General features: G+C 53.2%; 12 protein-coding genes. 9 read left to right on the top strand and 3 right to left on the bottom strand.

Features of this window, described 5'->3' with window-relative positions:
• The first annotated feature begins 218 nt into the window (after nucleotides 1-218).
• The 5 genes from GA0061071_RS01855 to GA0061071_RS01835 all read left to right on the top strand — a co-directional run bounded on the left by GA0061071_RS01855 (nucleotide 219) and on the right by GA0061071_RS01835 (nucleotide 4,232).
• Entirely contained in the window at nucleotides 219-662 is a 444-nt protein-coding gene (locus GA0061071_RS01855; RefSeq protein WP_061493909.1) for a PTS sugar transporter subunit IIA, read from the top strand.
• A gap of 81 nt (nucleotides 663-743) precedes the next feature.
• Nucleotides 744-1,016 carry a PTS sugar transporter subunit IIB gene (locus GA0061071_RS01850; RefSeq protein ID WP_061493910.1) on the top strand — a complete coding sequence of 91 codons (273 nt, stop codon included), beginning with the start codon at nucleotides 744-746 and terminating at the stop codon, nucleotides 1,014-1,016.
• Between the two features lie 48 nt (nucleotides 1,017-1,064).
• Nucleotides 1,065-2,456: a PTS ascorbate transporter subunit IIC gene (locus GA0061071_RS01845; RefSeq protein ID WP_088238126.1), complete on the top strand. Its 1,392-nt coding sequence runs from the start codon at nucleotides 1,065-1,067 to the stop codon at nucleotides 2,454-2,456.
• Nucleotides 2,453-3,286 (top strand): transketolase, encoded by an 834-nt coding sequence (locus tag GA0061071_RS01840; protein WP_061493912.1) that lies wholly within the window; start codon nucleotides 2,453-2,455, stop codon nucleotides 3,284-3,286. The genes GA0061071_RS01845 and GA0061071_RS01840 overlap by 4 nt, the downstream gene beginning before the upstream one ends.
• Complete coding sequence (locus GA0061071_RS01835; RefSeq protein WP_061493913.1) at nucleotides 3,279-4,232, top strand: transketolase family protein; 954 nt, start codon at nucleotides 3,279-3,281, stop codon at nucleotides 4,230-4,232. Before GA0061071_RS01840 ends, GA0061071_RS01835 begins: the two co-directional genes overlap by 8 nt.
• Nucleotides 4,233-4,279: 47 nt before the next feature.
• On the opposite strand, the gene pta is transcribed toward GA0061071_RS01835, so the two are convergent.
• Both pta and ackA read right to left on the bottom strand, forming a co-directional pair.
• The gene (gene pta / locus GA0061071_RS01830) at nucleotides 4,280-6,418 is read right to left on the bottom strand and encodes a phosphate acetyltransferase (RefSeq protein ID WP_061493914.1); all 2,139 of its coding nucleotides are present in this window, start codon (nucleotides 6,416-6,418) and stop codon (nucleotides 4,280-4,282) included.
• A 78-nt stretch (nucleotides 6,419-6,496) separates the two neighbouring features.
• Nucleotides 6,497-7,699: an acetate kinase gene (gene ackA / locus GA0061071_RS01825; RefSeq protein WP_061493915.1), complete on the bottom strand. Its 1,203-nt coding sequence runs from the start codon at nucleotides 7,697-7,699 to the stop codon at nucleotides 6,497-6,499.
• Nucleotides 7,700-8,034: 335 nt separating this feature from the next.
• Between ackA and yfbV the strand changes: the two genes are divergently transcribed.
• The 4 genes from yfbV to GA0061071_RS01805 all read left to right on the top strand — a co-directional run bounded on the left by yfbV (nucleotide 8,035) and on the right by GA0061071_RS01805 (nucleotide 11,731).
• A complete protein-coding gene (yfbV, locus tag GA0061071_RS01820) occupies nucleotides 8,035-8,490 on the top strand; it encodes a terminus macrodomain insulation protein YfbV (protein WP_061493916.1) in 456 nt (151 codons plus the stop codon).
• A gap of 167 nt (nucleotides 8,491-8,657) precedes the next feature.
• Nucleotides 8,658-9,152, top strand: coding sequence for a YfbU family protein (locus GA0061071_RS01815; RefSeq protein ID WP_061493917.1), 495 nt, complete (start codon nucleotides 8,658-8,660; stop codon nucleotides 9,150-9,152).
• Nucleotides 9,133-9,822, top strand: coding sequence for a sugar phosphatase (locus tag GA0061071_RS01810; RefSeq protein ID WP_276326301.1), 690 nt, complete (start codon nucleotides 9,133-9,135; stop codon nucleotides 9,820-9,822). Before GA0061071_RS01815 ends, GA0061071_RS01810 begins: the two co-directional genes overlap by 20 nt.
• Before the next feature lie 76 nt (nucleotides 9,823-9,898).
• The gene (locus GA0061071_RS01805; protein ID WP_061493919.1) at nucleotides 9,899-11,731 is read left to right on the top strand and encodes an SLC13 family permease; all 1,833 of its coding nucleotides are present in this window, start codon (nucleotides 9,899-9,901) and stop codon (nucleotides 11,729-11,731) included.
• Between the two features lie 32 nt (nucleotides 11,732-11,763).
• On the opposite strand, the gene yfbR is transcribed toward GA0061071_RS01805, so the two are convergent.
• Nucleotides 11,764-12,363: a 5'-deoxynucleotidase gene (gene yfbR, locus GA0061071_RS01800; RefSeq protein ID WP_061493920.1), complete on the bottom strand. Its 600-nt coding sequence runs from the start codon at nucleotides 12,361-12,363 to the stop codon at nucleotides 11,764-11,766.
• Between the last annotated feature and the right edge of the window lie 31 nt (nucleotides 12,364-12,394).

Raw genomic sequence — 12,394 nt, 5'->3', positions numbered from 1 at the left:
CAACCTATTCAGGCACTTTTTTATCGTTCGTCCGTAACGCAGTATACGCCGGAAATCCTGAGTTTTGCTGAGAAATAGCCAGCGTTTTCAGATCTGATAGCGCTATCACATTTTTCGCAACTGCACCTTGGTAGCGCTATCTTTGCGACTATCATCACAGCTAAGGGGCGATGACTTGCATAAAGTTTGCTCATCTTTTCTCTGTGAAGGAGCGTGACGTGTTAAACCAATGGCTGAACGACAAGACGGTTCAACTGCACGACAGTGTGGAAAACTGGCCGCAGGCGTTGGAGGTCTGCGCCAGACCGTTGCTGGCGGCGGGCATTATCACGCCAGACTACGTGACCGCCATTGTGGCGCAGCATCATAAACTCGGGCCGTACTATGTGCTGGCGCCAGGGCTGGCAATGCCCCATGCGCGGCCGGAAGAGGGGGCGAAAGGGTTAGGTTTATCGCTATTAAAATTGCATCAGGGGGTGACATTTGGCGCAGAGGATTTTGATCCGGTGGATATCATTGTCATGCTGGCAGCACCAGATAAACACAGCCATATCGAAATGATCGCCGCGCTGGCTGAATTATTTTCCAGCGATGACGATATGGAGCACTTACATCGCGCAACTAGCTTTGAGGAGATTAAAAATATAATTCAACGCTACTAATTTTTTTTCTTACCAGGATTTTACTCATTACCCGGTAACGGGTGATGCGGTCGTACTCTACCCAAAAAAAAGGTAACCACAATGAAAATAATGGCAATTTGCGGATCCGGACTTGGCAGTAGTTTCATGGTCGAAATGAATATTAAAAAAGTCCTTAAAAAGCTGAACATTGAGGCTGACGTTGAACATTCCGATTTGTCATCCGCTACACCCGGCGCCGCCGATGTTTTTGTGATGGCGAAAGATATCGCTGCCAGCGCCAGCGTACCGGAAAATCAACTTATCGTTATCAATAACATCATTGATATCAACGAACTGGAAGCGAAAGTGAGTGCTTTCTTCGCCAACCGTTAACATCAACTGTACACATTGCGGATGCGGTGTGTATTAAGCGAGGTGGATATGTTTATCCTTGAAACGCTGAATTTTGTTGTTGATATATTAAAAGTACCCTCGGTACTGGTCGGGTTGATTGCCCTGATTGGTCTGGTGGCGCAGAAGAAATCCTTCTCTGACGTTGTTAAAGGTACGGTAAAAACCATTCTGGGCTTTATTGTACTGGGCGGTGGTGCAACGGTATTAGTCGGTTCCCTTAATCCACTGGGCGGCATGTTTGAGCATGCATTTAATATTCAGGGAATTATTCCTAATAACGAGGCTATCGTTTCTATTGCCCTGGAGAAATACGGTGCTTCAACTGCATTAATTATGGCGTTTGGTATGGTGGCGAATATTGTCGTCGCCCGCTTTACACGCCTGAAATACATTTTCCTCACCGGGCACCACACCTTTTACATGGCCTGTATGATAGGTGTGATCCTGACTGTGGCCGGGTTCGAGGGTATCGGTCTGGTGTTTACCGGTTCGCTGATCCTCGGGCTGGTGATGGCCTTTTTCCCGGCCATTGCCCAGCGCTATATGAAGCGCATCACCGGCAATGACGATATCGCTTTTGGTCACTTTGGCACATTGGGCTATGTGCTCTCTGGCTGGATCGGCAGTAAATGCGGCAAAGGCTCGCGCTCAACTGAAGAGATGAACCTGCCAAAAAACCTCAGCTTCCTGCGTGACAGCTCCATCTCAATCTCGCTGACGATGATCATCATCTACATGATCCTCGCAGTCTGTGCGGGCCGCGAGTATGTCGAAAGTCAGCTGAGCGCCGGACAGAACTTCCTGGTTTACGCCATTATCCAGGCCATCACCTTCGCCGCAGGCGTGTTCATTATCCTGCAAGGTGTACGCCTGATCCTCGCTGAGATTGTCCCGGCATTTACTGGCTTTTCCGAAAAACTGGTACCGAATGCCCGTCCGGCGCTGGATTGCCCGGTTGTTTATCCGTATGCGCCAAACGCCGTGCTGGTCGGTTTTCTCTTCAGTTTCCTTGGCGGGTTGGTTGGGTTGTTCCTGCTCGGGCAGATGAAGCTGGTATTGATCCTGCCTGGTGTGGTGCCGCACTTCTTTACCGGGGCGACCGCAGGCGTGTTTGGTAACGCTACCGGAGGCCGCCGCGGGGCGATGCTCGGCGCGTTCGCCAATGGCTTATTGATCACCTTCCTGCCAGTGCTGTTGCTGCCAGTCCTGGGTGCACTGGGCTTTGCCAACACCACGTTCTCTGATGCGGACTTTGGTTTTGTCGGCATTGTGCTGGGCAACCTGGCGCGTTATCTGTCGCCAATGGCCATCACCGGTGTTGTGGTGGCGCTGTTTGTCGCACTGGTTATCTGGAACGTCATGTCGAAAGGCAAAGCGCACGGCAATGGCGCAGAAGAGAACTCCGGAGCGAAATCATGAGTACGTTTAACGAAGTGAAGCAGTTTGCACGGGATATCCGCGTGGCAACCCTGAAATCGCTCACGCATTTAGGTTTTGGTCACTACGGCGGGAGTATGTCAGTGGTGGAGACGCTGGCGGTGCTGTATGGCGAGGTGATGCGTATTGACCCAGCCGATCCGGACTGGCCGCAGCGCGACTACTTTGTGTTGTCGAAAGGGCATGCTGGCCCGGCGCTGTACAGCACGCTGGCGTTGAAGGGCTACTTTCCGCAGGAGGAGTTGCTGACGCTGAATATCAACGGTACGCGCTTGCCAAGCCATCCGGATCGCCTGAAGACGCGCGGCGTGGACGCCACGACTGGTTCGTTGGGGCAGGGCATTTCCATTGCCGGGGGAATGGCTCTGGGGCATAAACTGGCAGGCAGACCGAACCGGGTGTTTTGTATCGTGGGTGACGGTGAACTGAACGAGGGGCAGTGCTGGGAGGCGTTTCAGTTTATTGCCCATCATAAGCTCAATAACCTGACGGTCTTTGTCGACTGGAACAAGCAGCAGCTGGATGGTGATTTGGATGAGATCATCTGCGCATTTGATCTGGAGGGGAAATTCCGCGCCTTTGGTTTTGATGTCTGCACCGTCAAAGGGGATGACATTGCCGGGTTGCTGGCAGTGGTGAAACCGGTGCCGCCTGCTGATGCCCGTCCGCGTCTGGTTATTCTGGACAGCATTAAAGGGCAGGGGGTGCCGTACCTCGAACATCTCAGCAACTCACACCATTTGCGTCTGACCGATGAGATGAAACAGGCGCTGAATGAAACCATTGAACAACTGGAGGCTGCGCATGATTAAGGTTGCCCCTGCTGGTGGAAAAGACAGCATTGAAATGCGCAAGGTTTATGCAGGTTTTATCAGCGCACAGATTGAGTCAGGCAGTGAGGTGATCGCGCTGGAAGCGGATTTGATGAGCTCGATGGCCATGGATGGTGTGCACAAAAAATACCCACAGCAGGTGATTAACTGCGGGATCATGGAAGCAAACGTGATTGGTACGGCGGCAGGGCTGGCGCTGACCGGGCGTAAACCGTTTGTGCACACCTTTACCGCGTTCGCCAGTCGTCGCTGCTTTGATCAGCTCTTTATGTCCCTCGATTACCAGCGCAATAACGTGAAGGTGATTGCTTCTGATGCCGGGATCACCGCCTGTCATAACGGCGGTACGCATATGTCCTTTGAGGATATGGGCATTGTGCGCGGGCTGGCGCATTCGGTGGTGCTGGAGGTGACCGATGCGGTGATGTTTGAGGACATTCTCCGCCAGCTTGCGGATCTTGAAGGTTTTTACTGGGTGCGTACCATCCGCAAACAGGCACCAACGGTGTATCAGCCCGGCTCTCAATTTACCATCGGTAAAGGGAATGTGCTGCGTGAAGGCCAGGACATTACGCTGATTGCCAACGGTATCATGGTGGTGGAAGCGCTGGCCGCGGCGCAGCAACTGGAGCAGGAAGGTGTGAGCGCGGCGGTGATCGATATGTTTACCCTGAAACCCATCGATCGCATGTTAGTGAAGAATTACGCTGAGAAAACCGGGCGTATCGTCACCTGTGAAAACCACAGCATCCATAACGGGCTGGGATCGGCAGTAGCGGAAGTGCTTGTTGAAACCTGCCCTGTTCCTATGAGACGTGTCGGCGTGAAGGAGCGCTACGGCCAGGTGGGCACGCAGGATTTCCTGCAAAAAGAGTATGGTTTGACGGCGCACGACATTGTGTCGGCGGCGCGTGAACTGCTGTAAATAAAAAAGGCGACCCGCGGGTCGCCTTTTATCACAAAGCAGAAAGATTACTGCTGAGATGCCTGAATTGCGGTCAGTGCGATGGTGTAGACGATATCATCAACCAGCGCGCCACGGGACAGGTCGTTAACCGGTTTGCGCATGCCTTGCAGCATCGGCCCGATGGAGATCAGGTCGGCAGAACGCTGTACCGCTTTATAGGTGGTGTTACCGGTGTTCAAATCCGGGAAGATGAACACGGTAGCGCGACCGGCAACCGGTGAGTTCGGTGCTTTGGATTTTGCCACGTCAGCCATGACGGCGGCATCGTACTGCAGCGGACCGTCGATAACCAGATCAGGACGTTTTTCCTGCGCCAGACGGGTTGCTTCACGCACTTTCTCGACATCGCTACCTGCACCGGAGTTGCCGGTGGAGTAGGAGAGCATGGCCACGCGCGGTTCGATGCCGAACGCAATAGCAGAATCTGCAGACTGAATGGCAATTTCCGCCAGCTGTTCAGCAGTCGGATCCGGGTTGATTGCACAGTCACCGTAAACGTATACCTGTTCCGGCAGCAGCATAAAGAACACGGAGGAAACCAGTGAACTGCCCGGTGCGGTTTTGATCAACTGCAGCGGCGGACGAATGGTGTTCGCGGTGGTATGTACTGCACCGGAAACCAGACCGTCCACTTCATCCTGCTCAAGCATCAGCGTGCCGAGCACCACGTTGTCTTCCAGCTGTTCGCGGGCAACGGCTTCGGTCATACCCTTGCTCTTACGCAGCTCAACCAGACGGGCAACATAGCTTTCACGCACCACATCCGGATCGACGATTTCGATGCCCGCACCCAGTTCAACGCCTTGCGCGGCAGCAACGCGGTTAATTTCGTCCGGGTTACCCAGCAGGATACAGGTCGCGATACCGCGTTCCGCACAGATAGCGGCAGCTTTAACAGTACGCGGCTCATCACCTTCCGGCAGCACAACGCGTTTGCCGGCTTTGCGCGCCAGCTCGGTGAGCTGGTAACGGAAGGCTGGCGGAGAGAGACGGCGGCTGCGCTCGGACGTGGCGGTCAGGGAGTCGATCCACTGCGCGTTGATGTAGCTGGCCACGTATTCCTGAACGTTTTCAATACGCTCGTTGTCGTCAACCGGAACTTCCAGGTTGAAGCTCTGCAAGCTCAGGGAGGTCTGCCAGGTGTTGGTGTTCACCATAAAGACCGGCAGGCCGGTGGCGAAAGCACGTTCACACAGTTTGCGGACGCTGGCATCCATTTCGTAGCCGCCAGTCAGCAGCAGGGCACCAATTTCCACACCGTTCATTGCCGCCAGACAGGCAGCAACCAGCACATCCGGACGATCTGCAGAGGTTACCAGCAGGGAACCCGGACGGAAATGCTCCAGCATGTGCGGAATGCTACGCGCACAGAAGGTCACGGATTTCACGCGGCGGGTCTTGATGTCGCCTTCGTTAACGATGGTGGCATTCAGGTGGCGCGCCATGTCGATCGCACGGGTGGCAATCAGATCGAAGCTCCACGGTACCGCGCCCAGCAATGGCAGCGGGCTGGATTCCTGCAGTTTAGCCGGATCGATGCGCACAACTTTCGCTTTGGACGAGTCGTCGAAGATTTCAGACAGGTCCGGGCGGGTACGACCCTGTTCATCAACCGGGGCGTTCAGTTTGTTAACGATAACGCCAGTGATGTTGGTGTTTTTCGCGCCGCCGAAACTGTTGCGAGTCAGTTCGATACGCTCTTTCAGCTGTTCCTGTGTGTCAGTGCCTTGAGACATGACGAACACGATTTCAGCGTTCAGTGTTTTCGCGATTTCAAAGTTCAGCGACTGAGCGAACTGGTGTTTACGGGTCGGCACCAGGCCTTCAACCAGCACCACTTCAGCATCTTTGCTGCTTTCGTGGTAGCGCGCGATGATCTCTTCCATCAGCACGTCTTTCTGGTTGCTGGAGAGCAGCGACTCAACGTGGCTCATTTTCAGTGGTTCAGCCGCCGGCAGGCCAGAATTTGCACGCACGATAGTGGTGGTCTGGTCTGGAGCGTCGCCGCCAGCGCGCGGCTGTGCGATCGGTTTAAAGACGCTCAGACGAACGCCTTTGCGTTCCATAGCACGGATCACGCCAAGGCTGACGCTGGTCAGACCGACGCTGGTACCGGTAGGGATCAGCATAATAATACGGGACACGGTTAATCCTCTTTCGTTACCGTCATGGTTGACGGGTTACAAAACAGCACCGCCAGCATTGGCTGGCGGTGTGTGTAATCAGGCAGTCAGGCGGCTCGCGTCTTGCGCGATGACCAGCTCTTCGTTTGTTGGGATAACGATAGCCGGGCGGGTGCCTTCTTTGTTGATAAAGCCAGACTTACCAAAACGGGCAGCCAGGTTGCGCTCATGGTCAACGTCGAAGCCCAGAACGCCCAGTTTGCCGAGAGACAGTTCACGCACCATTGCTGCGTTTTCACCGATGCCGCCGGTGAAAACAACTGCGTCCAGACGACCTTCCATCAGCGCAGTGTAAGAGCCGATGTATTTCGCCAGACGGTGGCAGTACACGTCCATTGCGCGTTTCGCGTCTTCTTTATCTTTGTAGTTATCTTCTACATAACGGCAGTCGCTGGTGACTTCGGTCAGGCCCAGCAGGCCAGACTCTTTGGTCAGCATTTTGTTGATAGCTTCAACGCTCATGCCCAGGGTGTCATGCAGGTGGAAAACGATAGCCGGGTCGATGTCGCCAGAACGGGTGCCCATTACCAGGCCTTCCAGCGGGGTCAGGCCCATGGAAGTATCCACGCATTTGCCGTTGCGGATAGCAGAAACAGAACCACCGTTGCCCAGATGGCAGGTGATGATGTTCAGTTCTTCTACCGGTTTGTTCAGGACTTTTGCCGCTTCCTGAGTCACATAGAAGTGGCTGGTGCCGTGTGCGCCGTAACGACGAACGCCGTGTTCTTTGTACAGTTTGTACGGCAGGGCATACAGGTAAGACTCTTCCGGCATGGTGGTGTGGAATGCGGTGTCAAACACGGCAACGTTTTTGTCTTTCAGTTTCGGGAAAGATTTCAGCGCTTCTGCGATACCGATCAAATGTGCCGGGTTGTGCAGCGGTGCAAAAGAGGCTGCATCTTTGATACCCTGGATAACAGATTCATCGATAACCACGGAGCTGGTGTATTTTTCGCCACCATGCACGATGCGGTGACCAATTGCGGTCAGCTGTGCAGACAGTTCTGGTTTTTGTGCCAGAATAGTGTTAACGATAAAGTTCAGCGCTTCGCTGTGAGCGGCACCTGCACCTAAAGCCGCTTCTTGTTTACCGCCGTCAATTTTCCATTTGATGCGTGCTTCAGGAAGATGGAAACATTCGGCTAAACCAGAAAGGTACTCGTCACCATTTGCTGCATCGATGATTGCGAATTTCAGTGAGGAGCTACCGCAGTTCAGAACCAGTACTAACTTACTCGACATGGAAGTACCTATTTATGATACGTGGCTAAAAAACGTCAGTGAGTCGCACAGCGTAGCGCAGGTTGACGCTGACATTTATGATTAACATCATGCCGCGAATACTTTCTGGCATGATGGAAGAATACAAAAATTTTAAGCTATTTTGCGCAAATTTCAGACAGTGGCATAATGAGCTTAAATTTGACGAATTTTAGTTATTCGTCTAATGACCCTGGTAAGGCTGGCACAGGATACCTGATACCTGATGCGATTGACAAAAAATTTTAACGTTGTCATTTGTAGTTGTTGTTTTGCACAAAATTTTTAATTTTTATATGTGAAGTTGAGGTAACGCCATGTCCACTTCAGAGAATCGCCCCGCCAGTTTTTTTAGTTTGTTCCGTCGGGGCCAGCATTATGCGAAGACCTGGCCAATGGAAAAGCGCCTCGCTCCGGTATTTGTTGAGAATCGCGTTATTCGTGCCACGCGTTACGCCATCCGTTTCATGCCGCCGCTGGCGGTGTTTACCCTCTGCTGGCAACTTGCGCTGGGTGGTCAGCTTGGCCCGGCTGTTGCCACCGCGGTGTTTGCGCTGAGCCTGCCGATGCAGGGGCTGTGGTGGCTGGGTAAACGCTCTGTCACGCCGCTGCCGCCCTCTATACTGCACTGGTTTTATGAAGTGCGCGGAAAACTTCAGGAAGCAGGGCAGGCACTGGCACCTGTAGAAGGTAAACCCGATTATCAGGCGTTAGCTGACACGCTTAAGCGTGCGTTTAAACAACTGGATAAAACCTTTCTGGATGATTTGTAATTTCGTCGCCAGCCAATATATAAAGAAGGCATTATCGGTATGTCTTCTTTTTTTATTTTTCATTTTGATCCATGCAACACCCCCGGCAAATCAAGAAAGCCATCGTTTTCAGCAGGTAAACTCAATACATCTTTTTTAATGCGCCGATGTGCCACAGGAGTCGAAAGATGGAAATGACCAATGCCCAACGTCTGATCTTATCCAATCAATATAAAATGATGACCATGATGGATCCGGCCAATGCGGAACGTTATCGCCGTTTGCAAACCATCATTGAGCGCGGATATGGCCTGCAAATGCGCGAGCTGGACCGCGAATTCGGTGAGCTGAAAGAAGAAACCTGTCGCATCGTTATCGATATTATGGAGATGTATCACGCGCTGCATGTCTCCTGGGCTAACCTGAAAGACACCGCCGCCATTGATGAGCGCCGCGTCACTTTCCTCGGTTTTGACGCCGCTACGGAAGCGCGTTACCTCGGCTACGTGCGCTTTATGGTCAATGTTGAAGGGCGGTATACCCATTTCGACGCCGGAACCCACGGCTTCAACGCGCAAACTCCCATGTGGGATAAATATCAGCGCATGCTGAGCGTCTGGCACTCATGCCCGCGCCAGTACCATCTGAGCAGCAACGAAATTAATCAGATCATTAACGCCTAAGGAGGTGTGTGTGCAGTGCAAAGGATTTCTGTTTGATTTGGACGGCACGCTGGTGAACTCTCTGCCCGCCGTAGAGCGGGCATGGTGCAACTGGGCGGACAGATTTGGCATCGCACACGATGATGTGCTGAATTTCATTCACGGCAAACAAGCGATTACCTCATTGCGTCACTTTATGGCAGGCAGTTCGGAAGCGGAGATCGCTGCTGAGTTTACCCGCCTGGAAGAGATTGAAGCGTCAGACACTGACGGTATTACTCCTCTGCCTGGCGCCATTGAACTGTTGAACCATCTCGATGCCTCCGGTATCCCTTGGGCCATTGTGACGTCTGGCTCTGTACCGGTTGCCCATGCGCGCCACGGAGCCACCGGGCTGCCCACGCCAAAAGTGTTCGTTACTGCCGAACAGGTGAAGCGTGGTAAACCCGAGCCGGACGCCTATCTGCTGGGGGCGAAGCTGTTGGGGTTGCCAGCGGAGGAGTGTGTTGTGGTTGAGGATGCGGCGGCAGGCGTACTTTCCGGCCTTGCGGCAGGCTGCCACGTCATTGCGGTAAATGTACCGCCGGATGCGCCCCGGCTCGATGAAGTGGACTTCGTGCTGACACGCCTTGATGCGTTGGTGGTAGCAAAACAGTCGGATGGAACGGTGAATGTCACGCTGAAGGCCTGATCTCATGATTTAACCCCACATTTGTGGGGTTTTTTTATGGCACTATTTTCTCACTATCAACTGACAAGGATACGTTGTGAACGGTGAACTGATCTGGGTTTTGTGTCTGTTGGGTATCGCCGTTGTGCTTTTCGCAACGGGCAAAGTACGCATGGACGCGGTAGCACTGTTTGTGATTGTCGCTTTTATTCTGAGCGGCACGCTGACGCTATCGGAAGCCTTTTCCGGTTTTAGCGATCCTAACGTCATTCTGATCGCCGCACTGTTTATTATCGGCGATGGCCTGGTTCGCACTGGCGTGGCAACCAATATGGGAACCTGGCTGGTCAAAATGGCTGGCAGCAGCGAAAGTAAAATGCTGGTACTGCTGATGCTAACCGCGGCCGGACTTGGCGCCTTTATGAGCTCCACCGGCGTGGTCGCGATTTTTATCCCCGTTGTGCTCAGCGTGTCGATGCGCATGCAAACTTCTCCTTCACGTTTGATGATGCCGCTTAGTTTTGCCGGGTTAATCAGCGGCATGATGACGCTGGTTGCGACACCGCCAAACCTGGTGGTGAACAGTGAGTTACTACGCGAAGGGTTGCAGGGATTCGGTTTTTTCAGCGTCACGCCGTTAGGTCTGGTCATCCTGCTGCTCGGCATCATTTATATGCTGCTGATGCGTTTTATGCTGAAAGGCGAAGAGCAAGGTGTACTGCGCGATGGCTGGAGGCACCGCACTTTCCGCGATCTGATCAAAGAGTATCACCTTACTGGTCGTGCGCGTCGCCTGGCTATCCGTCCCGGCTCGCCGATGATTGGCCAGCGTCTTGATGATTTGCGGCTACGTGAGCGCTATGGTGCAAACATTATCGGTGTTGAGCGCTGGCGGCGTTTTCGGCGGGTGATCGTCAATGTGAATGGGGTGTCTGAATTCCGCGCCCGTGATGTGCTGTTGATTGATATGTCCGCCGCAGAGGTCGATCTGCGAGAGTTCTGTGCTGAGCAACTTTTAGAGCCGATGATCCTGCGTGGTGAATACTTCTCCGATCAGGCGCTGGATGTTGGCATGGCGGAAGTGACGCTTATTCCGGATTCAGAATTAACCGGTAAAACGGTGCGCGAAATCGGCTTTCGTACTCGCTATGGCTTGAATGTTGTGGGTCTGAAGCGCGATGGCGAAGCGCTGGAAGGAGCCGTTACGGATGAGCCCTTGCAGTTGGGTGATATCATTCTGGTGGTAGGCAACTGGAAACTGATTAGCCAGTTGGGTTCGCGCGGTCGCGATTTTGTGGTGCTGAATCTGCCTGTCGAAGAGAGCGCTGCGTCTCCGGCGCATAGCCAGGCGCCGCATGCGATCTTCTGCCTGGTGTTAATGGTGGCGCTGATGCTGACAGACGAAATTCCCAATACGGTTGCAGCGATTGTTGCCTGTTTGCTGATGGGTAAATTCCGCTGTATTGATGCTGAAAGCGCTTATAAAGCGATTCACTGGCCAAGCATTATTTTGATTGTCGGGATGATGCCCTTTGCGCTGGCGCTGCAAAAAACCGGCGGTGTGGATTTGGTGGTAAAAGGGCTGATGGATGTGGGGGGCGGTTACGGGCCGCATCTGATGCTGATTTGTCTGTTTATGATGTGTGCCTTGATCGGCCTGTTTATTTCTAATACCGCGACGGCGGTATTGATGGCGCCTATTGCGCTGGCTGCGGCAAAATCAATGGGGGTTTCGCCCTATCCGTTTGCCATGATGGTGGCGATGGCCGCGTCGGCTGCGTTTATGACGCCGGTTTCCTCACCGGTGAATACGCTGGTGCTGGGGCCTGGCAATTATCAGTTCAGCGATTTTGTTAAAATCGGGGTGCCATTCACCCTGCTGGTCATGGTGGTCTGCGCGCTGCTGATTCCGGTGCTGTTCCCATTTTGAACGGTCAGCCGGATCGCCCGGCTGACGGCTTATTAAAGCGGTGAATCTTCGCTGATTTCATCCAGCGAGAGATGAAAACTGGGTACGAACACCTGCATGAAGTAATCCATCTCCGGGCTGCGGCGGGCGTCCAATGTTTTCTCCAGACGCGTTTTTGCCAGCCCGAATTCATTATTGCCTGCGGAAAGTTCCTCCAGACATTTCAGATACGCACACAGGGCATCTGCTTGTTTAACCAGCGCTTTTTCTTCCTCGCTGTAGTGACGTTCATCGATCAGCGGGGTAAATACGTCCCGCAGCTCTTCCGGAATCATTTCAACCAGTTTTTGTTGGGCAATTTTCTCAATGGCTTTGTATTCCTGCGCAATCTGCGAGTTGAAATACTTCACTGGCGTAGGGAGATCCCCGGTCAGCACTTCCGAGGCATCGTGATACATCGCCAACAGTGCAATACGCTCGGCATTTACCTGTCCGTTGAATTTGCGGTTTTTGATCACCGCCAACGCATGGGCGACCATTGCCACCTGCAGGCTATGCTCTGACACGTTTTCCGTGCGTACGTTGCGCATCAGCGGCCAGCGATTGATGAGTTTAAGGCGGGAAAGATGCGCGAAGAAATGACTCTGACTCATAGTTAACCTTGTCTGTGACTGCGACCTGAGT

The sequence above is a fragment of the Kosakonia oryzendophytica genome (assembly GCF_900094925.1).
Lineage (GTDB): Bacteria > Pseudomonadota > Gammaproteobacteria > Enterobacterales > Enterobacteriaceae > Kosakonia > Kosakonia oryzendophytica.
Note: the sequence above shows the minus strand (reverse complement) of the source record. Positions and strands in the feature narration are given on the sequence as shown.